Source organism: Acinetobacter sp. CY05, from assembly GCF_059515805.1.
Genome location: NZ_JCAKMW010000007.1, coordinates 1 through 24,735, shown reverse-complemented (window position 1 = coordinate 24,735; position 24,735 = coordinate 1). Strand labels below are relative to the sequence as shown.

The following is a 24,735-nucleotide window of genomic DNA, read 5'->3' as shown; positions in this document are numbered from 1 at the left end:
GAATAAACAACCGATCTATACTTTAGTGCAGAGTTATTGTACTTATCTCAATCTAGGACAGTGGGTAGATATAGTAATAATTCAAAAGCTTAAACAATAAATTCAGCAGCTTTTAACATAATAGGCGGGCAGCATCTGCAACCCGCCTAAGCGATTAAGCATCGACGGGTGGGAAGCCATCTTCGGTTAACGCAGCCACAATTTGCGCTGCATCTAGCGTAGAGTGGACCTCAACAAGCTTTGTCGCCACATCAATGTTAACTTGAGCCTGAGGGTCTAAGTCTTGAATGGTTGCCGTCACACTGCGTGCACAGCCACCACAGGTCATATTATCAATACGAAATTTCATCTTTGGTTCTCCTGTTAAGATGGTGTTGCCAAATTCAATCTGGCTTAAAATACTACATTCCGATGAATCATTGCCGTGGCAATGGGCTAACGAGTTACTCAGCGTCTGGTGGATCTGTTGGAGGCTATGAATCTTAAGATCTAAATCAGCAATATGTTGACGTGTAAGGGCTTTGACGTCACGGCTATGACGTTCTGGATTATGCCAAAGCTGTAGTAAGGTCTGAATTTTCGCTAGATCAAACCCTAAGTCACGGGCATGCTTAATAAATTTTAAAGTTTCAACATCTTCGGGCTGGTAATCACGATAACCATTGCCAAGACGCTTGACTTGAATCAGGCCGATCTGTTCGTAATAACGGATCATCTTGGCGGAAATCCCACTGTGTAACGCCACTGTACCTATATTCATGTTTTCGCCTCATTCACGGCTTTAAATTGACGCAGGCGTAGCGCATTGCTGACCACAAAGACTGAAGATAACGCCATGGCAGCCGCGGCAAACATAGGCGAGAGTAAAATGCCAAAAGCAGGATAAAGAATACCTGCTGCAATGGGGATTAATGCAGCATTATAAACAAAAGCCCAAAATAGATTCTGACGAATGTTATTTAAGGTTGCATGACTTAAAGCGATTGCATGAGCCACGCCCTGCATATTGCCTGACATAAGGACCACGTCGGCCGCTTCAATCGCAATATCGGTACCCGTACCCACGGCGATGCCAATATCTGCTTGTGCCAAGGCTGGTGCGTCATTGATGCCATCACCGACAAATGCAACTCGTCCAGCCTGTTGTTGCAATGTTTGAATGGCTTCGACTTTAGCATTTGGTAATACTTGAGCAAACACCTGATCAATCTTAAGCTGCTTAGCAATCGCGTGGGCCGTATGTTGCTGGTCGCCTGTAATCATTGCCACGCGAATTCCTTGCTGATGCAATGCTTGAATTGCCGCGAAGCTGCTGGGTTTGATGGGATCTGCCACAGCCAATATACCCGCAAGTTTTTGATCAATGGCCACAAAAATTGGCGTTTTTCCTTCGCTGCCCCACTGCTGCATCTGTTGCTTTAGGCTTTGAGTATCGAGATGAAGCTGCTGCATGAGACGCTCAGCACCAATATGTACCATGTGCTGATTGACTCGAGCTTGAATACCGTAGCCAGTGAGCGCTTGGAAATCTGTTGCAGGATAATGAGGAAGCTGGAGATCATCAGCAGCTTTGATAATGGCATGCGCAATAGGATGTTCAGATTGACGCTCGACTGCTGCCACTAAGCTAAGTAAGTCGTTGTCATCTCTAGCATCGAGGCTATATAGATCGGTCAGCGTTGGTTTGCCTTCAGTTAATGTGCCTGTTTTATCGAATGCGACCACTTTGGCTTGTTGCAATAGTTGTAGTGCCTCACCCTGACGAAATAAAATCCCCAATTGCGCACCGCGTCCTGTGCCCACAAGAATAGACGTAGGTGTGGCCAATCCCATCGCACAGGGACAAGCAATAATCAGTACGGCCACTGCATTAACCAGCGCTAAGCTTAAACTCGGTTCAGGACCAAACGCTAACCATACTGCAAAGGTCAGCAATGATAAGCCCATCACCACAGGTACAAACCATAGCGTGACTTGATCAATTAAAGCTTGAATGGGGAGTTTTCCACTCTGTGCTTGTTCGACCATATGAATAATGTTTGCCAATACCGTGTTATGCCCCACGGCGCTCACTTTAACTTTTAAGTGACCATTTTGGTTAATACTGCCTGCAACCACATGATCGCCAATGCGCTTGGAGACTGGCATGGATTCACCGCTGAGCATGGATTCATCGATATAACTATGACCCGTGATAATCTGACCATCTGCGGCAATCCGCTCTCCTGGACGGACCAACAGAGACATCCCAGGCGTCACGTGTTCAATAGGCAGCTCAACAGCCTGACCATGTTGTTCAATGGCGGCAGTTTTTGGCTGTAATCCGATAAGGTGTTGAATGGCTAAAGAGGTACGCCCTTTGGCCCGTGCTTCAAAATAACGTCCCAATAGAATTAAGGCAATAATCACTGCGGCCGCTTCGAAATAGACGTTTTGACTACCAGCAGGCAATACATGTGGTAACAAAATAGCAACCAGCGAATAGCTATAGGCCGCCAACGTTCCCACGGCGACAAGGGAGTTCATATCAGGATGCAAACGCCATAAGGCTGGCAAACCTTTTTGATAAAAATGACGGCCTGGCAAGAGCAAAATAAGTGTTGTAAGGATGCACTGGATCAGCCAACTGTTGTGCTGTCCGATCGTATGCATAACCCAATGATGAAAAGCAGGGATCAGATGCCCGCCCATCTCTAGAATAAAGACAGGTAGCGCCAACACGATGGCCATCATAAGATCACGCTTGAGGGTCTGCTGTTGCTGTTGTTTTTGATCTATAACTTGATCTTGCAATAGGTTGGCAGAAAAACCTGCTTTTTTAATCTGTTCAATGAGACGTTGTGGCTCAACTTGACGATCAACCTGAATGGTTGCTTGTTCGGTCGTTAAATTCACCCCAGCTTCTGTTACGCCTTCAACTTTCTTGAGCGCTTTTTCCACGCGTGCCACACAGGAGGCACACGTCATGCCAGAAATATGCAACTGTATTTTTTCTAAAGCAACATCAAAGCCGGCTTTTTGTACGGCTTGAATTAACTCTGCTTGTGAGGTTGGTGCTAAAACGTGTACCTGAGCCTGTTCTGTCGCCAAATTAACTTTGGCTTGAAGCACACCAGATACTTTTTTCAGGGATTTTTCAACACGTGCCACGCACGAGGCACAGCTCATGCCGACAATTTTTAAATGAAATTGCTGTACCTCAATGTCAAAGCCCGCCTTGTGTACGGCATTTTGTAAAGCAGGATAGTCGATGATTTCAGCCTGAACTTGAGCAGATTCGGTCGCCAAATTGACCGTTGCCGTCACACCTTCAACTTTATTTAAGGCTTTTTCCACCCGCGCTACGCAGGAAGCACAGCTCATGCCTAAAATGTGAAGTTGAACGCTTTGCATGATCAGACCTATAAATTTTACCAGCATGCCAATAGCATAAACCTTCCCATAATGGGAAGGTCAAGTATTTTTAGTCCGCCATAATAAAGACGTGAGTGAAACCACGTTGCTTGAGCAGTTTTGCGGCTTTGGCCGCACGAATACCACTTTTACACACACAGACCACCCGTTGTGGTGTGATCTGTGTCGGTAACTGCTCTAATCTTGTCATATGTGCTCCTTGAAGAGGAGATTCAATTTCGCTCGGCTCACGCAGTTCTAAAATCAGATCATCCGGCTGCAGCTGAGCTCGATCTAACCACAGCAATGAATCTTGAGGTTCAGGCAGCTGATCAAATCGTAAACTCGTGATATGCCATTGTTGTAAATTTAAGCCCAAGAGCTGCCCAAGGGCGGAGTTTTGGCCATTTAACAAGACATTGAGCACCATATGCGCTTGTAGGCTGGCAAGGGTGGCCACGGTTGAAGCCAGTACGCCTGTGCTTTGGCAAGAGGTTGCCTGTTGTGGCAACTCAGGAAAAAGCGCACGGTAGCTTGGCGCACTTTGTCCACAAAAGCCGCCAACATAACCTTGTTCAGCCAATACAGAGGCACTGATCAAAGGAATTTTTTGCATAAAACAGGCATCTGAAAGCAAATACGTGGTGGCAAAGCGATCGGCTGCATCTACCACAAGATCAATGTCTTGCAGTGCTGCTGCAAGATTGCTGCTGTGTATATGCTCAGTACGGGGCTCAATATCAATCTCAGGATTCAGTTGCTTTAAGTGCTGCGCAACAGCAATGGCTTTAAATGCGCCAAGGTCGGCCATACGAAATACAATCTGCCGATGCAAATTGGAAAGCTCCACGCGATCAGCATCATAAATACGTAAATAGCCAACACCACTGGCCGCTAAAATAGGCAGTAGTGAGGCTGCTAATCCTCCTGCTCCAACCACCAAGACCCGCGCAGCTTGTAATTGCTGTTGGCCGTAGCTTCCCACCTGTGGTAATTGTATTTGTCTGGCATAACGTGCGTTGTCTAACATTAGAACTCCGCCAAACCAAAAAGTGGTGTCGAGGCTTGGGCAAGATCGCGTTTCGGCATTAACCCAGCCTGATATGCCAAGTGGCCTGCCTGTACTGCAGCGGCAAAAGCCTGTGCCATCATTACAGGATCTTGGGCCTGCGCAACGGCGGTATTGAGCAATACCGCATCAAACCCCATTTCTAAGGCCAAAGCAGCATGACTCGGTGCCCCAATGCCTGCATCAATAATCAGCGGCGTGGTGGGAAAATAATGACGCATTCGTTTTAAGGCATCGAGATGGCATAAACCTTGACCCGAACCAATCGGTGCTCCCCAAGGCATCAGCACTTCGCAGCCTGCATCTAAGAGTTTTTCAGCCACAATTAAATCATCTGTGGTGTAGGGAAATACCTGAAAGCCATCTTCAGCTAAAATCCGTGCTGCCTCGACCAAGGCAAATGGATTGGGCTGGAGTGTGTCTGGATGCCCAATGACTTCAAGTTTAATCCAAGCGGTATTAAACACTTCACGTGCCATATGTGCAGTGGTGACCGCTTCTTTGACACTGTAACAGCCTGCTGTATTGGGTAAAAATCGGCAGTTGACTTGCTTGAGTAAATCACGAAAGCCCTGCCCACCTGTGCCTTCACGGCGTAAACTGACGGTAATGACATCAACATCCGCAGTTTGAATGGCGCGTAGAAGACAATCCGGGGAAGGATAACCGGCTGTGCCCAACAATAAACGTGATTTTAGCGTTGTACCATAAACCTGCATGTTAACCTCCTTGCATTGGTGCAAGGACTTCAATTTTTTGCCCAGCACATAATAAGGTGGTTGTATATTGGCTGCGTGGAACAAAGTTGCCATCAACCGCCGTGGCCACTGCGCTACCGTCAAACTGCTGTTCTTCAAGTAGTTGGCTTAAATTTTCACTGTGCGTGTCGATTGGGTTACCATTTAAATAAATCTTCATACTGTGCTCCCTGCAAGTTGATGAATCAGTTGTTCGGCCAGCCATGGTGCACATAAAAACCCATGACGATGCATGCCGTTGACGTAAAAGGTCTGCTGTTGATAAGCAATTTTTGGAATATTGTCTGAGTAAGCTGGTCTTAACCCAACACCTGTTTCTACAATAGAAGCTTCTGCCAATGCAGGATGAATGCTATAAGCTGCACTGAGTAATTCCATCATGCTACGTGCTGTGATGGGCTGACGCGAATCGCTTTCAAGCATGCTTGCCCCTAGCATAAAGCGACCATGTGCACGTGGTACTAAATAACAGGGAAAACGGGGGTGTAATAAGCGAATGGGTCGGGAAAAATGTAACTCCGGCTGCTCTAAAATCAGCATTTCACCCCGTACTGCACGTAAGGGAATTTGATCTTGCGCATAAATACCACGGCAATCAATGATTCTGCCACTGGGCTGGCCAGCGTGGATGGCGACGCCTTGTTGAATTAAATTATTTTTGAGCTCAGCTAAGACCAAACGTGGATCTAAATGGGCTTCATCTTTAAAAAACAAGGCATGCTGTACATGTTCCAACTCAGGCTCCAGGCACTGTGGGTTCAGCCATTGATGCTGTGTCGTACGTGTGGCAAAACGTTGCAACTCGGCATGATCACGCTTATTTGCTAAGACCAAAGTGCCCTGTTGCACCACCTGTGTGCTATAGCGCTGCCACCAAGCAATCGCGTCAAAATCGTATAAAGCTTTAAAATGTGGTGCAGCTTCTGCCTCACAAAACGGTGCCAGCATACCACCGGCAAAATGTGAAGCCATGGCATGCGTATTTGAGCAAATCACTTCTAGCGATTCGCCGTGAGCATGTAAGGCTGTTGCCACACATAAGGCAGTGACGCCACTGCCCAAAATTGACCAGTGGCTCATATCAATAACTCAAGAAACATGTTGATCTCCGACAAGAGACCCATGCGACGTACAGGAAAAGACGGACTTGGCTTTAAAAGCACAGGCCGTATTAAGATGGTCTTCCTACGCCAGCATTAACTGGGTCAGGTTCAAAGGGTCGCTAGCTCAACTAGCCTCTCAGTCTCTATTGGAGACTCCCCTGCCTAAAAGTGTCTCTATTTAGTTAAATTTTAAGCAGCTTGTCAAGCAATCTGTAGGGCTAAAAATGCGGCTATTTTTTGCTTAACAAAAAATAATGATTACTTACCCAAAGTATCTAAAAACACTGTTAGCTTAATTTCTAATATAAATTAAATAGATAGATAAAAATGACTTGTTTTAAAGCCTATGATATTCGGGGGAAACTAGACACAGAAATTACCCCTAAATTTGCTTATGCCTTGGGTCGCGCTTATGCAGAAATCTTTAAACCACGTTGTATTGCGGTGGGTGCAGATATTCGTTTAAGTAGCCCCATGCTCAAAACAGCCTTGATTCACGGCTTAAACGATGCAGGTGTCGACGTACTGGACTTAGGTTTAGCCGGTACCGAAGAAATCTACTTTGCGGCTTTTGCCTTGGATATTGATGGTGGCATTGAAATTACCGCCAGCCATAATCCGATTGAATATAATGGTATGAAATTGGTGGGCAAAGGCGCACGTCCTATTGGTATGGACACTGGATTAAAAGACATTCAAGCCTTTATTGAACAAGGCGTGTTTGCCTTTACGCAAGCACAGGGTCAAACCACAGCCTATGATATTTTACCTGCCTATACCGCCCATCTTATGGGCTATCTGGATCAACAGATTCGACCCTTAAAAATTGTCACCAATCCCGGACATGGCGCAGCTGGGCATGCGGTGGATGCTTTGGAACAATGTTTTAAAGCAGCACATCTTCCTATTGAACTGATTAAAATTCAGCATGAACCGGATGGTCGTTTTCCAACAGGCATTCCCAATCCAATGTTGATTGAAAATCGTCATGCGACAACAGCTGCGGTACTTGAACATCAAGCTGATTTTGGTGTGGCTTGGGATGGTGATTTTGATCGTTGCTTTTTATTTGACGAAAAAGGCCAGTTTATTGATGGATATTATTTGGTCGGCTTATTGGCAGAAGCATTTTTACAAAAACAAGCCCAGCAAAAGATTGTGCATGATCCACGTTTAATCTGGAATACATTGGATATTGTGGCGCGTTATCAAGGCATTGCAGTTCAGTCTAAATCTGGGCATGCCTATATGAAGCAGGTCATGCGTGAAGAAAATGCAGTTTATGGCGGCGAAATGAGTGCCCATCATTACTTCCGTGATTTTGGCTACTGTGACAGCGGTATGATCCCTTGGTTATTGGTGGTGAACTTATTGTCAGCCAAACAGCGCCCCTTATCTGAACTCACCCAAGTCATGCAGCAGCGTTTCCCTTGTAGTGGCGAAATCAATTTTACGGTCAAAGATGCAGCCACCACCATGCAGGCCTTACACCAGCATTTCTCAGCTGATCAGCCTGAGTTAGATACAACCGATGGTTTAAGTTTTGATTTTAAAACATGGCGTTTTAATGTCAGAGCCTCAAATACCGAACCCTTACTCAGACTGAATATTGAAATCAATCAAGAGCAAGCAACTCAGCCTCTGGATTATTATGTGCAGCTCTTAAGCGAATTGATTGAGAGCACATCATAACATCACGCATGGCCTTCGCCATGCGTTGCTTTAGAACATTTGAATCGTTTGTATCAAACCGCGCGTTGAGGCATCTAAATGCGATAAGTCAGCATGTTCTCGGGTTAACACAGGCAATAACTCATTGGCTATTTCTTTGCCCTTTTCTACTCCCCATTGATCAAAAGGATTAATATTCCATAACACCGATTGTACAAACACTTTATGTTCATACAGTGCAATTAACATACCCAATGAATAAGGATCCAAAGACTTGATCAATAAGGTGCTGCTGGGTTGATTACCACTATAATGTTTATACAGCGGTAAATCGGCCAGGTTTTGTTCTGTTAAAGCATGGTTGCCAAATGCCAATAAACGCGATTGTGCGAGACAGTTTGACAACGCCAAATAGTGCTGCTCCACCAGTGAGGCCGCGTTTTCAATATGGCCAAATTGTTCGTCATCATAACGATGAATAGGTGCAATAAAGTCACAACTGACGTTACTGGTACCTTGATGTAGCAGTTGATAAAACGCATGCTGGGCATTGGGTCCGACTTCACCCCAAATAATTGGGCAAGTGTTGACTTCCACCGGTTGATGATTACGTTGTATAGATTTGCCATTGGACTCCATTTCAAGCTGTTGCAAATAGGAGGTAAAGTATTTTAAACGACCGTCATAGGGCAGTACAGCATGGGTATTAATATGTAAGAAATTAATATTCCAAAGCCCAATTAAAGCCATGAGAACCGGAATGTTATGACGTAAATCGGCCAATTGAAAATGTTGATCAATGGAATGCGCACCGGCAAGTAAGCGCTTAAAATGTCCGACCCCAATGGATAAGGCGATGGGTAAGCCAATACATGACCACAGTGAATAACGCCCCCCTACCCAGTCCCAAAGTAAAAACTGTTTTTCAGGCGCGATGCCCCAAGCTGTCATTTTATCTGCTCGGGTAGACACCCCAACAAAATGATGTTTTAAAAAGAGTTCAGCCTCTCCCAAACTTGCCTCTAACCATAGCCGTGCAGTTTGTGCATTGGAGAGCGTATCTATGGTGGTAAAGGATTTAGACGAAATAATAAATAAGGTCGTCTCAGGACGTAATTTATGCAAAATATCAGAGAGTTGGCTGCCATCCATGGTAGAGACAAAATGTAGATTTAAATCCTTAGCGGTCTGGCGTTTAAAATCTGACAAGGCATGACTGACCATAACGGGGCCTAAATCTGAGCCCCCGACCCCAATATTGACCACGTCTTGAATCACTTCTCCGGTCACGCCGCGATATTGCCCTGCATGAATTTGTTCCACCAGTGCGAACATGCGTTGTAATTGCTCATGCACTGCTTGCGCTAAGTCTTGATGTGGTGTGCCATGCTCAGGCAAACGCAGTGCCCAATGCATGGCAGCACGCTGTTCGGTATAGTTAATCTTTTCTTCTGAAAATAAACGATCAATCCACTGCTTGAGCTGTTTTTTTTCAGCGAATTGAATCAGTTCATCCAGTATATTGTCATTTAAGCGTTGCTTGCTAAAATCAAAAATGACTTGTTCGTGCTGGAGGGATAAACGTTCAAAACGTTGTTGATCGTGTTGAAATAAATCATGCAAATGTTGCTGGCGGATTTGATCGGCTAAATGTTTTAAACGTTGTTGTTCTTGTCTGGTCATTTACGTCCTACCCCGATATAAGCTAAGCCTTGATTTTTGACATATTCAGGTCGATAGATATTGCGTCCGTCGAGCAATAAAGGATGCTGCATGCGATTCAGCAAGTGTCGATAGTCTAAACTCCAGTATTGACGCCAAGGGGTGAGTACACATAAAGCATGTGCACCAATAATGGCATCATATTGTTGATCACATAAAATCAGGTCATCCCGTTCGCCATACATCCGAGAAATGGCATCTAATGCTGCAGGATCATGTAAACGCACTATGGCGCCTTGTGACCATAAGGCGGTGAGCATCGGATGAATAGGCGACTGGTGTACGCTTGCGGTATTTTCTTTATAGGATGCACCCCAAATGGCAATAGTTTTCCCATTTAAATCGCCATTAAAATAACGCCACAGTTTACGAAACATGAATTCTTTTTGTTCTTCATTGATTTCCCAGACTTGCTCGAGTAAGCGGCTTTTACCGCCAGCATCTGCCACAGCCCGTGTCAACGTTAAAATATCATGTGAGAAGTGTTCTCCCCCAAAACCCACCCCTGGAAACAAATAGGTCCCACCAATACGTGGGTCGGCAGCCATGGCAGAACGTACGTGATGAATATCTACGCCAATTTTTTCAGCAACTGCTGCCAAATCATTAATAAAACTGATTCTGGAACCGAGCATGCCTGAAATACTGAGCTTACTAAATTCAGCGTCTAAAATGGGCATACAGACGTATTGCTGTGGCAGTGGAAAAAGCGGTCTCAACAACTCTTGTAATTTATTTAAACTGTGACCACAATCACACCCCACAATCAGTTGCTCTGCATCGGTGAGGCTGCCCAATGCATCCCCTTCACGAATGTTATCAGGTAAATACACCCACTCATCATCTTCTAGGATCTGTTGTAAGCGCTGTGTGCCATATAGACCAAAGGTTGCGGTATTGATCATGAGTTTTGGATGAATTAAGGGACGTTGTTTGAGACGCTGTGCTAATGAGAGCGATTGTTGTTGTTCATGCGGCCCCAGACAAAACCAGTAGGCATCAATATCTAAATCTAAATCTTCAAAATAACAGTAGTTTAAAAAGCCTTGTTGTTTTTGTTTGACAATAATGAGTTTTAAAACTGGATCATCAAAGTTATCTTCAAGATTAAAATCTTCTGCCAAGTGGTCACACCAATACACTTCATGACCTGATTCTGCTAATAAGGCACTGATGACGCCGGCATAGAGCGTTTTTCCAAATACGGCAACTTTCATACGGTTCCTCTAATTATTATAATGTTTGATTAACTCACGAAAGGCAGCTCCAAAAGTTGGATGGTGATGGGCATAATGTAGAACGGCGTGTAAATAGCCCAATTGACTACCACAATCAAAGCTCTGCCCTTGCATCAAATACGCTTCTACATGATCCAGCTGTGCAATAGCGTCGGTGAGTTGAATCTCACCGCCTTGTCCAGCAGGTGTGTCTGCTAAGATTTGCATAATCTGACCGGGCAGAATATATCGCCCGACCACGGCCAATTGAGAAGGTGCTTGATCAAGCGCTGGTTTTTCGACAATCCCCTGCATGGCAACACTTTGCCCTGGCGCTAAGTCCCCTTGTAGCGCCACGATGCCATATTGATCGACACGAGAGGCATCTACTGTTTCGACCATCACTTGCGCTGCATGGTGGCGATCATAGGCATGAATCATATCTTTTAAATCAGCCTGATCACCTGCAATCAGCACATCGGGGAGCAAAACGGCAAATGCTTCGTCAGGTTCGATTAAATGGCGTGCTGCGTAAATGGCATGACCTAAACCTAAGGCTTGGCCTTGGCGTACGCTGGTGATGTGAATATGTTCGGGTATGACCTGTAAACGTTCGCGCAATTCTGGCTTGTTTTTTTGGGTGAGTAATTGCTCAAGCTCAGCATGGCGATCAAAGTAATTTTCAATCGCCCCCTTACTGGCATGGGTGACAAGAATAATATGCTCAATTCCTGCAGCGATGGCCTCTTGCACCACATAGTCGATGGCAGGACGATCAACAATGGTTACCATCTCCTTGGGAATGGCTTTACTTGCAGGCAGGAAGCGAGTTCCAAAACCTGCAACCGGTAATACAGCTTTTTTTATCATTGTTAAAATTAGCGTCATTGTTATAGGTGCTTTCAACCATAATATGAAATGTTGAAAGTTCATGCATCACTTACAAAAAGTAGCAGGAAAAACAATAAAAATAACGATTTAACGGTGATAGAAGTCGACCTGTGCATCATTTAAAGGCGCTTTGCCCCGAATGTGATCAGCTAATTTTTCTGCCATCATAATCGTGGTTGCATTTAAGTTACCCGTAATAATCAGCGGCATGATCGATGCATCAATCACCCGTAATTGCGCCACCCCATGCACACGGCCAAAGCCATCAACCACAGCGAGATCATCCTCCCCCATTTTACAGCTGCCACATGGATGATAAGCCGTTTCAGCATGCTGACGTACAAATGCATCGAGTTCATCATCGCTGTGGGCATGACGGCTTGGGCTAATTTCTTCGCCACGATACTCATCAAGGGCTGGTTGCTGCATGATCTCGCGGGTAATGCGAATGGCATCACGAAATTCACGCCAATCTTGCTCGTGACTCATGTAATTAAACAAGATACTCGGATGTGCAAACGGATCTTTGGAGTTTAAACGGATGCGGCCTCGTGAGGGTGAACGCATAGATCCCACATGGGCTTGGAAACCATGTTCATGAATGGCATTGCTGCCATTATAGTTAATCGCCACAGGTAAAAAGTGATACTGAATATTTGGCCAAGTAAACTCATCAGATGAGCAAATAAAGCCCCCTGCTTCAAATTGATTGCTGGCGCCAATCCCTGTACCTAAAAATAACCATTCTGCACCAATTTTAGGTTGGTTATACCATTTCAATGCAGGATACAAACTCACAGGTTGCTTACAACGATACTGTAAATACATCTCTAAGTGATCTTGTAAGTTTTCCCCAACACCAGGTAAATCCTGCACCACATCAATATGGTGTTCTTTTAGCACATGGGCTGCCCCTACGCCTGAGCGTTGCAAAATTTGCGGTGATGCAATCGCGCCTGCGCAGAGTAAAACTTCACGATCAGCAAAAACTTGTATAGGGGCTTGGGTATTTTGACCTTGAATATACTCTACACCAATCGCCGTTTTACCCGAAAATAAAATACGGTTGGTCATGGCATGCGTCACAATGGTTAAATTGTCACGCGTTTTGGCTAAATCTAAGTAACCGCGAGCAGTACTCGAACGGCGCCCCTGTGGCGTCACAGTACGATCCATAGGGCCAAAGCCTTCTTGTTGGTAGCCATTTAAGTCATCGGTGCGTGGATAACCGGCTTGTACCCCAGCCTCTACCATGGCGTGAAATAAGGGGTTATTGTTGTTTTTAGGCGTTGCTACACAGACTGGCCCTGAATCTCCGTGGTAGTCATTGCCACCAATGTCACGGCTCTCAGCTTTTTTATAATAAGGCAGGCAGGCACGATAATGCCAATGCGCTAAGCCTTTTAAACTGGCCCATTGTTCTAAATCCATGGCATTGCCGCGAATGTAGCACATGCCATTAATCAGTGATGAACCACCTAAACCTTTGCCGCGTCCACATTCCATACGACGCCCGTTCATATAAGGCTCAGGGTCGGTTAAATAGGCCCAATTATAGCGTTTACCTTGCAAGGGATAGGCCAAAGCGGCTGGCATTTGGGTGCGAAAATCTAAGCGGTAATCAGGTCCGCCAGCTTCTAATAACAGCACTTGAACTTGAGGGTCTTCAGTCAGGCGGGCAGCCAAGACGTTGCCCGCTGAGCCTGCTCCAATAATAATATAATCAAAATATTGCATTACACCGCCTTAGTCCTGGGCACGAAAGATCGATTGAAAGGGGGCTAACTCAACTTGCACGGCTTTTAATTGTGTGTAAGCCAATAAGGTGGTGAGGCCATTTTCACGACCCACGCCAGAGTGCTTGTATCCTCCAACAGGCATTTCTGCGGGTGATTCCCCCCAAGTATTAATCCAACAAATACCGGCTTCAATTTGATGAATGATACGATGGGCACGGGCTAAATTTGGAGAAACTACGCCTGCTGCTAAACCATAAGTGGTCGTGTTGGCACGGCGAATGACTTCTTCTTCAGTTTCATAGGTCAAAATAGACATCACAGGACCAAAAATTTCGTCTTTTACAATTGACATGTCATCATGACAATCACTAAAAATGGTGGGTGCAACAAAAGCACCTTTTGCACATGCGCCTTCTTGATAGCGCTGGCCGCCTGTCACCACACGTGCACCTGCGGCTTTGCCTTGCTCGATATAATCAAGCACTTTTTGCATATGCGGGAAACTGGCCAGTGGACCGAAGTTAACTCCTGCTGCTAATGGATCACCAATTTTGATATAGGGGATTCGCTGTAAGAGTTTTTCTTCAAAGGCACTTTGCAAGGCTTTAGGAATAAAGACACGGGTACCGTTGGTACATACTTGGCCAGAACTAAAGAAATTGGCCATCATGGCAATATCAGCGGCCAGATCTAAATCGGCATCTTCACAAATAATCAAAGGTGATTTACCACCCAATTCCATGGTGATTTCTTTAAGGCTCGATTCAGCTGCACTCGACATGACTTTTTTACCGGTCACAATACCACCAGTAAATGAAATTTTAGCAATCTCAGGATGGCGGCTGAGCGCATCCCCAACTTCGCCACCGCCCAGCACCACGTTGAATAAGCCAGCGGGTAAACCTGCTTCAACATACAGCTCAGCAAGTTTGAGTGCCGTTAATGATGTATTTTCACTCGGCTTAAACACCATGGCATTGCCCGCAGCAAGTGCAGGTGCAGATTTCCATAATGCAATTTGGATTGGGTAATTCCATGCGCCAATGCCCGCCACCACGCCCAAGGGTTCACGACGGGTATAAGCAAACGAACTATCACGCAGCGGAATTTGCTGGCCTTCTAACGCAGGTGCAAGCCCGGCATAGTATTCAAGGACATCTGCACCCGTGACCACATCAACCGTAGAGGTTTCGCTGAAGGCTTTGCCCGAGTCTAAACTTTCAAGTACGGCCAATTCATCATTACGAGCACGGAGTAAATCAACTGCTTTACGCAAAATGCGGGCACGTTCAATGGCTGGGCGCTTGGCCCAATCACGTTGTGCGGCTTGTGCGGCTTTGACAGCGTGATCAATATCCTGCTGGTCACATGCATACAGCACAGCAAGAACTTCACCATTACTTGGATTAATACTTTCAAAACTTTTACGGCCCGCTTTTTGATCATATTGACCGTTAATATACGGATATTGTTCGGCAAATTTTGGCATGAAGGCTTCCTTAAATCTGTTTAAGCTGTTGTTGGATGTAGTCGTGACAAAGGTGTAAGGTTAAATCGGGATCAAATGCATGGGGACATAAAGCACCGCGTAACCAAAAACCATCAATTAACGCGGCAAGTCCACGTGCAGCATGATCGGCAGCTTGTGGTGTGAGTTGTTTGGCAAATTCATGTTTTAAATTAGAATGTAAACGATCATGATTAATGCGCTGTAAACGCTGTAAGTCAGGGTGATGTAAGCTGTTGGCCCAAAAAGCCAGCCATGTTTTCATAGCTGCATGCTCCACTTGCGATTGGGAAAAATTACCGGCCACAATGGCATATAAGCGTGCCTCTGCGGTCGGTTTGGCTTGGGCTAAACACAGTGCCACATCTTGACTGAGCTGTTTGAGTAAATAGCGCATGGTTGCCTCAATCAGACCATGCTTATCTTTAAAATAATGACTAATAATGCCGCTTGATACCCCTGCCCGCCGTGCAATTTGCACGATACTTGCATCATGAAAGCCAAGCTCATTCACTGCACTTAAGGTCGCCTCAATGAGCTGTTGGCGACGGATCGGCTGCATTCCCACCTTAGGCATGGCGTTTCCTTTACACTTACATTTAAAAACTTTTTGTTAATTGAACGTTCAATTAAAAAAGATCATAGTCTTAAGCTATGGACAGGAGCAATTCTAAATTGCTGTGAATTTGTAAATAATAAAGGTGCGATTTAACGCGTGATGGACAACAAACAACCTGAAAATCGTGATCAACTCAATAAAGTGGTCTTTTTTTGTTCGGCTTTTTTGATTTTATGTTTTTCTATCATTACTATTTTTTTTAATAAACCTGTTAATCAAGGCATTTTGCATGCCTTGAATTGGGTCAGCCGCACCTTCAGTTGGTATTACCTCTTGGCTGCAGCGCTGTATTTTGTCTTTGTGGTGTTTATTGCCTGCTCTCGTTATGGCGAAATTAAACTTGGCCCTAAGCACTCTAAACCTGAATTTAGCCTACTCAGTTGGTCCGCCATGCTGTTTTCAGCCGGCATTGGTATTGACCTGATGTTCTTCTCCGTGGCGGAGCCTTTATCACATTATATGAATCCACCTGTGGGCAGCGGTGAAACCTATGAAGCAGCACGGCAAAGTTTAGTGTGGACTTTGTTTCATTATGGCATTACTGGCTGGAGTATGTATGCCTTAGTGGGCGTCGCGCTCGGTTACTTTAGTTATCGTTATAACCTACCTTTAACCATTCGCTCAGCGCTGTATCCCATTTTTGGTAAACGCATTCATGGTCCGATTGGTCATACGGTCGATACCGCAGCCGTGCTAGGCACTATTTTTGGTATTGCCACCACCTGTGGTATTGGGGTGGTACAGCTGAATTACGGTCTGCATGTGCTGTTTGACTTACCTGAAAATCTTTGGATGCAAACTGCATTGATCGCACTTGCGGTGATTATTACCATTATTTCTGTCGTGACAGGGGTCAATAAAGGTTTACGGATTCTCTCGGAAATTAATATTTATGTTTCCGTGGGTTTATTGCTGTTTATTTTATTGTTAGGCAATACCGAGTTTTTGTTGGCTGCATTGATTCAAAACTTTGGTGACTATTTGAGTCAATTCCCCAAACTGTCTTTGACCAGCTTTCCTTTTGAGCAACCTAAGGAGTGGATGAACAGTTGGACACTGTTTTTCTGGGCATGGTGGATTGCATGGTCGCCTTTTGTAGGCTTATTTTTAGCCCGCATCTCACGCGGTCGTACCATTCGTGAGTTTGTGGCCGGTACTCTCATTATTCCATTGTTATTTACCCTCACTTGGTTATCTATTTTTGGTAATAGTGCATTGTACAATGTCATTTTTGAAGGCAATCAACAACTCGCTGAAACGGTTTTATCTAATCCTGCCCATGGGTTCTACGACCTACTGGCACAATACCCATTTTTTAGTTTTATTGCCGGCGTTGCGACCATTACAGGTCTACTCTTTTATGTCACTTCAGCGGACTCCGGCGCGCTGGTGCTAGGTAATTTCACCACTAAATTTAGTAATATTAATCATGATTCACCACGATGGCTAAGTGTATTTTGGGCCATTACCATTGGTTTACTCACCTTGGCCATGTTGATGACCAATGGTATTACAGCACTGCAAAATGCCACCATCATTATGGGCTTACCTTTTAGCTTTGTGATTTTCTTTGTAGCAGCAGGGTTATTTAAGTCTTTGCGTTTAGAGGATTTTCGACAAGCCAGTACCTATGCCAGTGCCGCACCTGTGGTCGGTAATGTGGATATTTCCAATTGGCGAAGACGCTTAACGCGCGTGATGCAACATCCAAATGCCAGCCAAACCCGTGGAATGTTAGATCGTGTTTGCCAACCGGCCATGCGTGCGGTTGCAGACGAACTCGAATTACGTGGTATCAGCGTACAGCTTGCTCAAACCGCACTAGAAGATGAACCTGAGCTATATCATCTTGATATTCAGATTGCCTTAGAGGCAGAAGAAAACTTCGTTTATCAAATTTGGCCGGTACGCTATATCGCACCAAGTTTTAGTCAACGTGGTAAGCGCACTGAAAAATATTACTATCGTTTAGAAAGCTATTTATTTGAAGGCTCTCAAGGCAATGATCTGGTGGGTTACAGTCAAGAACAGGTGATTAACGATATCTTGGATAAATATGAGCGTCATCTAAACTTTCTTCATATCAATCGTAGTAGTCCCGGAACACGCCCGCTCTTTCCTGAACATGAAGGAGAACATACATGACCAGTCCGTGGTTACATAGTTTTGCGCTGTTTTTTTCCTTACTCAACCCATTTTTAATGAGCATTTATATGCTCGGCATTATCCGCCACACCGATGCATCGACCTTTAGCAAAGCGTTGATCCAAGGCAGTCTGATTAGTCTGATTGTTTTCACAATTTTTGCAAAAACCGGAGAAGCTTTTTTTAATGATGTCCTGCATGTTCGTTTTGAATCGTTTCAAATCTTTGGTGGGCTTATTTTCTTAGTGATTGGTTATCGCTATGTATTTGAGGGGGCGGATACCATTGGCGTCATGCGCGGTGCGCCACAGCATTTGGCTGGCACCATTGCCATGCCGTTTATGATTGGTCCAGGAACCATCAGTGCTGCTGTTATTACGGGTGTGCAGTTGCCATTTGCACATACCGTAGCTGTGATTGCTTCGACACTTTTGCTCAGTTGTAGTTTGTTAATCTTAATGAAATATGCACATGATCATCTCAAAACCCGTTATTCCAGCTATATCGATTTGTATGTGGATATTGTCGGGCGACTGGCCGCCCTACTCATTGGTACCATTGCCATTGATATGATTGTGACCGGCATTTTAGGTATTTGGCAGGGCTAGATATCCAATTATGTGCATTTTGCAGTATTTTATTAATAGATATATAAAAAAATAAGTTTTAAAAATAAAACACTTAAGCTGTTTTTGGAACAATAAGTATACAAATGTAAGTGATTTACCCTATGCAATTAAAGATGAAATTCAGCATGATAGCCAAATAACAACCCACTTGGATAAATACATGAAGCAATTGAAAAAAATAACTGTTGGTGCATTCCTTGCTGCAAGTATGATTACTCCAGCTTTAGCCAATGAGTCAGTCAAAGCCGTAGATCAATTGGATTTAAATCAATATTTAGGTCAATGGCATGAAGTGGCACGTAAGCCTTTAACTTTCCAAAAGGACTGTGCGTACAACGTGACGGCCAACTACAGTTTAAATAGCAAAGGTAACGTCAATGTAGATAACCGCTGCTATAAAGCAGATGGCAGCATGAAACAATCAACAGCCGAAGCTTATGTGCAAAATGCCCCTGCAAACTCAAAACTCAAAGTCAGCTTCTTACCCAAAGCGATTCGTTGGATTCCGATTGCCCGTGGTGATTATTGGGTGTTAAAAATTGACCAAGACTATCAAACTGTTTTAGTGGGTGAGCCAAAGAAAAAATATTTATGGGTCTTATCTCGTGATCCAGAGCCAAACAAAGCAGTGGTACAAGAGTACTTAAACTATGCGCAATCGATGGGTTATGATCTTAGTGATGTGATTTATACACCTTATAAAGCCAAATAAGGCTTTAAGATTGAACAAGCAGCCCTTTAGGCTGCTTTTTTTTATGGCATTCATTTTGCTTATTAGTATTACGTTTTTTAAAAAAAGTATGACTAAAAGGCAAAGCTATGGGTTATGTTGCAAGAGAACTCAGCCAAAAAAAGAAAATATTCTTTGGATTTGGCTCCTTTTTGATTCCAATTTTGATGTGGTGTGCCATTAGCTATCTACCTATGTTTTGGCATCCTCAAGTGCACATTACTGATGCAGGTAGTAGTGCTTTTTTACAAGTCGACAGCCGTGTAGATCGGGCAGAGTTCTATCAGCAAGCACAAATTGCCGTGGATCAAGGCTTGGAGCCACCTCAAGGTCTACTCAGCAATCCGATTTATCTGCCTGCACCGCATGAGGTTGCACGAGCGTTAGTCACCGCATTTACCACTGCTCCAGCGCAAGACAATGCGCCATGGTTTCATGAGAGTTTATGGCACAGTATTCAACTGGTGTTTAGTGCCTTTTTGATTTCATCTCTGATTGGTATTCCTTTAGGGATTTTGTGTGGTTTTTCTAAAACCTTGTCACAACTGACAGAACCTTTTGTTGAATTCTTTCGTTATTTGCCAGCCCCTGCCTTTGGCGCACTTGCCGTCGCGATTTTGGGCATTAATGATGCACCCAAGATCGCCATTATTGTGGTGGGTACTTTGTTTCAACAAATCCTAATTATTGCCAACACCACCAAAGCCGTCGATAAAAGTCTCATCGAGGCGGGTTTTACCTTAGGCACCAATAAAATCAAAAGCTTATTTCATGTGGTGATTCCTGCTGCCTTGCCTGATATTTACCGAGATCTAAGGGTATTACTGGGCTGGGCATGGACTTACTTAATTGTGGCAGAGTTGATTGGAAGCACCTCAGGGATTACCTGGTTTATTACCCAACAAGCCCGCTACCAAAATTTCGACAACGTATTTGCTGCAATTTTAATTATTGGCATCATTGGTCTGATCTGTGATGTGGTTCTAATGAAACTCGGACAACGTCTTTTTCAATGGAAAGCAGGAGTAAAATAATATGATGCATGCCGCATACTTTCAAAATCTTAAACAGCGCCCTGTGATCCTAGAAGCGAAACAACTTAGCCAAGTATTTCAGCAAGCGAAAACAGAGCGCACCGTTTTAAATCAAATCGATCTTAAAATTTATAAGCGTGAGTTTATTTGTGTCATTGGGCCATCAGGTTGTGGTAAATCAACCTTAAGCCGAGTGATCGCAGGTCTAGACCCTTACACTTCTGGCGAATTACGGGTAAACGATGCTTTAGTGACAGGTCCAAGCCCTGAACGTGGCATGGTGTTTCAAGGTTATACCCTTTTTCCTTGGAAAACCGTCAAAGAAAACGTGATGTTTGGGCCATTGATGAAAGGCGAAAGTCATTCATTGGCAGAAGCACATGCCAGAGAATGGATCAATATCATTGGTCTAGAAAAATATGAAGATCAGTATCCGCATCAATTGTCAGGCGGGATGAAACAACGTGTTGCCATTGCCCGTGCCTTAGTCAATGAACCCAAAGTTTTACTTATGGATGAACCTTTTGGCGCACTTGATCCGCATACTCGACAAAAAATGCAAAAGCACTTAATGGATTTATGGGCCAATATTGATATTACGATTATTTTTGTCACCCATGACATGGATGAAGCCATTTTACTGGCCGATCGCATTGTGGCTTTAAAAGCCAATCCTGGTGAGATCAAAGAAATTATTGAGGTCGATTTGCCGCGCCCACGTGATATTGAAGTGATGCAAAGCGCTGAGTTTAAAGCCCTAAGACAACGTGTCGATGCGCTGGTTCATGTCAATGATGATGAGCTTGATCCAGCATTGGCAGATTTGCCAAAAATTCCACGCATGACTCAAGTCAGCGTTAAATAGAAAAAGCGGCTTATCTTGAAGATAAGCCGCTTGTGTTTAAATCAGTTGGCGCTGAAAATCATGTTGCATAAATTGCTGAATACTCATGTCCTGTTGAATTAAAGCTTCAATATGCTCTGCGATGACATCATATAAGCGGCTATAGGCTTGCTGCTGTGGCACAAGTTGTTTGACTTGCATTTGCAAGTGTAGCAAGGCTTCAACATAGTCACATTCGCCCTGCTCAATCGCATAGACGTAACCGAGCACAGCGCCTTTTAGCAGTACATCATAGGCTAAGCCGTAACGCAATTGACAGGCAATAGAGCCTAAGACACGCTCATTGGCAGTGAGCTTTCGTAAAGGGTCACGTCCAACACGTAAACATGGGTCTTGATAGGCATGTGAACATGAATCCATAAAGCTTTGGCTTAAGCGAGTTAACTCATGACTATGCTGTGGAAGCGCCTGCCTTAAGCCTTGTTGTACCTGTGCCAGCAATTGCAGCATAAAGCGTTTCACTTGATCATCTGCTAAGGCCACCCCAATATTTTGATGGCCTCGCAGCATGGCATACCAAGCCAACATGGCATGTACACCGTTCCATAGGCGGTTTTTAATAAGTTGAATTTGATGGATATCATCCACCAAATGCATTTGGCGCATTTTTTTCAAGAGTGGACTGTTATTTTCCACATACAGTGGCATATCTGTTTCTGCTTGGAACAAAATGAGATCGATATGCTGCAAACTATGGCTGGGCTGAAAGTTTTTTTGTAGATCAGCCACATAGAGTCCGGCTTGATGTTCTTGCTCACGACTTAAGGCGGTTGCATCATCTAAATCAACTTGGATATTTTCCTCTTCCGCTTGCTGTTGCTTAAAAATGTTGTATTTAATACGAAGCTGGCGATAGAGTTTTTGCTCGGAGAGCTTAGATACCATGCGGTTGACGACTGTATCGCAGATAAAATGGCGTTTTAAAATATCTGCTGCAATTTGCGGATTGGTAAGTTCAAGCAAGGCGTGTTTTAAGGCCTGTTCAAATAAGGTTTTGGCACCCACTTTATTTAAAATCAGTAACAAGGTCAGTCCCTGTTCTTGGTCGCCATAGTGTTTAAAACGCGCATACAGTGCACTTGCAATGGTCGGCATGTCTTCTAACAGTGCAGCTTCAGGCAAACAAATCGCCACTAAGCTAGACTGAATATACATCTCATGCATTTGTGACTGATCATGGGCATCGACAATCTGAATATGATCAATTCGCTCATCATATGAATGCTGTCCATAACGGATGCAGTAGCTGCCAAAGGCATTGACTGTAGATTGATACAGTCGATTACGGGTAGAGGCATAAATTTTTTGTGGACGTGTATAGCCATCCCAGTGGGATAACACTTGCGCTAAATATCCCCCACCAATGGCACCAAAGCCATGAATAGCCACTTGATGTTGATTTAAAGTTTGTGGAAACGGCGTATGTAATTCGGGCATCGGTAAAATGGGTACACAGCGATCTAGATCCTGTAAGTAGCTGAGGACATCAAGGTAAAAGTAATCAGCTCGATCTAACATATCAGCGCTTGGTACTTTTATATCTTGAAACAAGATGGTAATGCCACCCGCTTCATACGCAGATTTTAAGCCATTATCCGAGTCTTCAAACATTAAACACTGTTTTGGACTGAGATTAATCTTCTGAGCCGCATTGAGAAAGATTTCTGGATGTGGCTTGCCCCGTTGTACTTCATCACCACAAACCAAAACATCAAAAAATTTATAGACATTGGCATTAATTAAATATTCTTCTGCAATCGCACGGCGACTTGAAGTCGCAACAGCCATCTTTAAGCCAGATTTGCGTAGGCGTTCAAGTACCTGTACTAAGCCGGGCTTCACAGGAACGCCATATTGTCGCACATGCTCTAGTTCTAACTCATCAGCACGTTTACGAATCAATGCGTAGGGAATATCGGTTCCATATTGTTGTTGAGCGAGCTGCTCTGCGCTTTTGGCACTTAAGCCTAAACATTGCATAAGATAATCATGCGAAAATTCTACCCCAATCAGTTCTTTTGATGCTTGTTGTAAAGTATTGAAACGTAGACGTTCAGTATCGAACATCGTACCGTCCATATCGAAAATTGCGCCGTGTATAACATGTGTTTTAAAGTCTAGCATCTGTGTATTTGTTCTCCATAAGCGTTCAAGGTTTGCTCAACACCATAGGAAAATCAGATCAATAAATATAGGAAATTTAAAAAATGTAATACTTGAGATTATTTTTTAATCAAACGGGCTTGCATATGACTCATTTTTGTAAGATTAAGAAACTTCATGTAACTCGTGTGTAAATTTATTGAAATGAATTTTATAAAGGCTGATTATGAGTTGGGCTAATATAACCTGAATCATGGATAAGCCTAGTTTGTAGTGGTTTAATAAAGTTGGACACCAATTTAGGTGATAATGTATTCACCAAAGAGGTGCTCAATGAGAACAAGACGAACATTTACTCCAGAATTCAAATTAGAAGCAGCAAGCCTTGTACTTGATCAAGGCTATTCAATTTTACAGGCCTGTCGTGCTTTAGATGTTGGGCAGACAGCATTAAAACGTTGGGTTGATCAACTTCAATTTGAACGAACAGGACAATCTCCAACAATGCCTGCTCTAACAGCTGAGCAAAGGGAAATACAACAACTTAAAGCTCGTATCCATCAACTCGAGCAGGAGAAGATGATCCTAAAAAAGGCTACAGCTCTCTTAATGTCAGACGAATTCAAACATATGCGTTGATTGATCAATTAAGAAAGCTAAGCTCTGTTAAATTAATCTGTCGTGCCTTTGGTGTACTGCGTTCAAGCTATTACCATTACCGTTCAACAAGTAAAACTCCTCATCCAGATCGTATCAAGCTTAAAGTGATGATTAAAAGTCTATTTAAGCAAAGTCGTCACTCTCTTGGTAGTCGGGGAATTCGATTTATGTTGTTGAATCAGGGCATTAAGATTGGACGCTATCTGGTACGTAAGTTAATGCGTGAATCAGGTCTTGTTTCCAAACAACGTAAGAAGTACAAATATCAAAGCAACGTAGCTGAAGTCCCTGCTGTTCCAAATATATTAAACAGGCAATTTAAACCTGTTCAGCCTAATCATGTGTGGAGCAGTGACATTACCTATATTTGGACAGGTAAAACATGGGCTTATCTTGCAGTTGTTCTTGATCTGTATGCTCGTCGAGTGATTGGTTGGTCTATGTCGTCCCAAGCAGACCAACATTTAGTCATTAAGGCATTAGATGAAGCATGGCATCGGCGAGGTAAACCGAGTGGCGTGATCTTCCATTCTGATCAAGGCAGCCAATATAAAAGCCTTTTAGTTCGGCATAGGTTGGCGTGCTACGCCATGCAACAAAGTATGAGTCGTAAAGGAAACTGTTGGGACAATGCCCCAACAGAAAGGCTTTTTAGAAGTCTCAAGACTGAGTGGATTCCCAAATTGGGATACAGCTCAATTGAAGAAGCGAAGCTAGATGTTGGTCTGTATCTGATGGAATACTACAATCAGATACGACCTCATCGATTTAACGATGGTATCAGTCCTTGTCAGGCTGAAAATGAACTTAAAACTGTGTCCAATATTTGTTGACCACTACA

19 protein-coding genes, 2 pseudogenes and 1 riboswitch are annotated in these 24,735 nt (G+C 43.9%); of the genes and pseudogenes, 7 read left to right on the top strand and 14 right to left on the bottom strand.

The genetic code is table 11. The features are described 5' to 3' along the window. Positions 1-154: 154 nt before the first annotated feature. The 7 genes and pseudogenes from AC5YCD_RS07645 to AC5YCD_RS07615 all read right to left on the bottom strand — a co-directional run bounded on the left by AC5YCD_RS07645 (position 155) and on the right by AC5YCD_RS07615 (position 6,300). A complete protein-coding gene (locus AC5YCD_RS07645; RefSeq protein ID WP_496129536.1) occupies positions 155-349 on the bottom strand; it encodes a heavy-metal-associated domain-containing protein in 195 nt (64 codons plus the stop codon). Positions 350-445: 96 nt separating this feature from the next. After that, positions 446-760 (bottom strand): annotated as a pseudogene (locus AC5YCD_RS07640) (MerR family DNA-binding protein); the annotation flags it as partial. Then, the gene (locus tag AC5YCD_RS07635) at positions 757-3,393 is read right to left on the bottom strand and encodes a heavy metal translocating P-type ATPase (protein WP_496129470.1); all 2,637 of its coding nucleotides are present in this window, start codon (positions 3,391-3,393) and stop codon (positions 757-759) included. The gene AC5YCD_RS07635 and the pseudogene AC5YCD_RS07640, both read right to left, overlap by 4 nt. 70 nt (positions 3,394-3,463) lie before the next feature. Then, on the bottom strand, positions 3,464-4,423 hold the full coding sequence (locus tag AC5YCD_RS07630; protein WP_496129469.1) for a ThiF family adenylyltransferase: 960 nt from the start codon (positions 4,421-4,423) through the stop codon (positions 3,464-3,466). Beyond that, positions 4,423-5,181 (bottom strand): thiazole synthase, encoded by a 759-nt coding sequence (locus AC5YCD_RS07625; RefSeq protein WP_496129468.1) that lies wholly within the window; start codon positions 5,179-5,181, stop codon positions 4,423-4,425. The genes AC5YCD_RS07630 and AC5YCD_RS07625 overlap by 1 nt, the downstream gene beginning before the upstream one ends. Position 5,182: 1 nt before the next feature. Further along, on the bottom strand, positions 5,183-5,380 hold the full coding sequence (gene thiS, locus AC5YCD_RS07620; protein ID WP_496129467.1) for a sulfur carrier protein ThiS: 198 nt from the start codon (positions 5,378-5,380) through the stop codon (positions 5,183-5,185). After that, positions 5,377-6,300: an FAD-dependent oxidoreductase gene (locus AC5YCD_RS07615; protein WP_496129466.1), complete on the bottom strand. Its 924-nt coding sequence runs from the start codon at positions 6,298-6,300 to the stop codon at positions 5,377-5,379. The genes thiS and AC5YCD_RS07615 overlap by 4 nt, the downstream gene beginning before the upstream one ends. 85 nt (positions 6,301-6,385) lie before the next feature. Continuing rightward, a riboswitch (TPP riboswitch) is annotated at positions 6,386-6,493 on the bottom strand. Positions 6,494-6,650: 157 nt separating this feature from the next. Between AC5YCD_RS07615 and AC5YCD_RS07610 the strand changes: the two genes are divergently transcribed. Next, entirely contained in the window at positions 6,651-8,015 is a 1,365-nt protein-coding gene (locus AC5YCD_RS07610; RefSeq protein ID WP_496129465.1) for a phosphohexomutase domain-containing protein, read from the top strand. A 30-nt stretch (positions 8,016-8,045) separates the two neighbouring features. On the opposite strand, the gene pgi is transcribed toward AC5YCD_RS07610, so the two are convergent. The 6 genes and pseudogenes from pgi to betI form a co-directional block, all read right to left on the bottom strand. Further along, positions 8,046-9,677 (bottom strand): glucose-6-phosphate isomerase, encoded by a 1,632-nt coding sequence (gene pgi, locus AC5YCD_RS07605; protein ID WP_496129464.1) that lies wholly within the window; start codon positions 9,675-9,677, stop codon positions 8,046-8,048. Beyond that, positions 9,674-10,777 (bottom strand): annotated as a pseudogene (locus AC5YCD_RS07600) (UDP binding domain-containing protein); the annotation flags it as partial. The gene pgi and the pseudogene AC5YCD_RS07600, both read right to left, overlap by 4 nt. 165 nt (positions 10,778-10,942) lie before the next feature. Then, complete coding sequence (locus AC5YCD_RS07595; protein ID WP_496129463.1) at positions 10,943-11,803, bottom strand: UTP--glucose-1-phosphate uridylyltransferase; 861 nt, start codon at positions 11,801-11,803, stop codon at positions 10,943-10,945. A 108-nt stretch (positions 11,804-11,911) separates the two neighbouring features. After that, the gene (gene betA / locus AC5YCD_RS07590; protein WP_496129462.1) at positions 11,912-13,561 is read right to left on the bottom strand and encodes a choline dehydrogenase; all 1,650 of its coding nucleotides are present in this window, start codon (positions 13,559-13,561) and stop codon (positions 11,912-11,914) included. Between the two features lie 9 nt (positions 13,562-13,570). Beyond that, positions 13,571-15,052 carry a betaine-aldehyde dehydrogenase gene (gene betB, locus AC5YCD_RS07585; protein ID WP_496129461.1) on the bottom strand — a complete coding sequence of 494 codons (1,482 nt, stop codon included), beginning with the start codon at positions 15,050-15,052 and terminating at the stop codon, positions 13,571-13,573. A gap of 10 nt (positions 15,053-15,062) precedes the next feature. After that, positions 15,063-15,647, bottom strand: coding sequence for a transcriptional regulator BetI (gene betI, locus AC5YCD_RS07580; RefSeq protein WP_496129460.1), 585 nt, complete (start codon positions 15,645-15,647; stop codon positions 15,063-15,065). Positions 15,648-15,788: 141 nt separating this feature from the next. Here betI and AC5YCD_RS07575 point away from each other — a divergent pair, with 141 nt between their 5' ends. The 5 genes from AC5YCD_RS07575 to AC5YCD_RS07555 all read left to right on the top strand — a co-directional run bounded on the left by AC5YCD_RS07575 (position 15,789) and on the right by AC5YCD_RS07555 (position 21,092). Further along, a complete protein-coding gene (locus AC5YCD_RS07575) occupies positions 15,789-17,834 on the top strand; it encodes a choline transporter (protein ID WP_496129459.1) in 2,046 nt (681 codons plus the stop codon). Beyond that, positions 17,831-18,442 carry a MarC family protein gene (locus AC5YCD_RS07570; protein WP_496129458.1) on the top strand — a complete coding sequence of 204 codons (612 nt, stop codon included), beginning with the start codon at positions 17,831-17,833 and terminating at the stop codon, positions 18,440-18,442. Before AC5YCD_RS07575 ends, AC5YCD_RS07570 begins: the two co-directional genes overlap by 4 nt. A gap of 181 nt (positions 18,443-18,623) precedes the next feature. Next, positions 18,624-19,175, top strand: a complete 552-nt coding sequence (locus tag AC5YCD_RS07565; protein WP_496129457.1) for a lipocalin family protein — start codon at positions 18,624-18,626, stop codon at positions 19,173-19,175. A gap of 107 nt (positions 19,176-19,282) precedes the next feature. Further along, the gene (locus AC5YCD_RS07560; protein WP_496129456.1) at positions 19,283-20,227 is read left to right on the top strand and encodes an ABC transporter permease; all 945 of its coding nucleotides are present in this window, start codon (positions 19,283-19,285) and stop codon (positions 20,225-20,227) included. 1 nt (position 20,228) lies between these two features. Further along, the gene (locus tag AC5YCD_RS07555) at positions 20,229-21,092 is read left to right on the top strand and encodes an ABC transporter ATP-binding protein (RefSeq protein ID WP_496129455.1); all 864 of its coding nucleotides are present in this window, start codon (positions 20,229-20,231) and stop codon (positions 21,090-21,092) included. A 36-nt stretch (positions 21,093-21,128) separates the two neighbouring features. On the opposite strand, the gene mtlD is transcribed toward AC5YCD_RS07555, so the two are convergent. After that, entirely contained in the window at positions 21,129-23,255 is a 2,127-nt protein-coding gene (gene mtlD, locus AC5YCD_RS07550) for a bifunctional mannitol-1-phosphate dehydrogenase/phosphatase (RefSeq protein WP_496129454.1), read from the bottom strand. Positions 23,256-23,543: 288 nt separating this feature from the next. On the opposite strand from mtlD, the gene AC5YCD_RS07545 reads away from it, so the two are divergent. Next, a protein-coding gene (locus AC5YCD_RS07545) for an IS3 family transposase (protein ID WP_496129453.1) occupies positions 23,544-24,727 on the top strand; the annotation gives its coding sequence in 2 pieces (ribosomal slippage) (positions 23,544-23,820 and positions 23,820-24,727; 1,185 coding nt in all). The last annotated feature ends 8 nt before the right edge of the window (positions 24,728-24,735 follow it).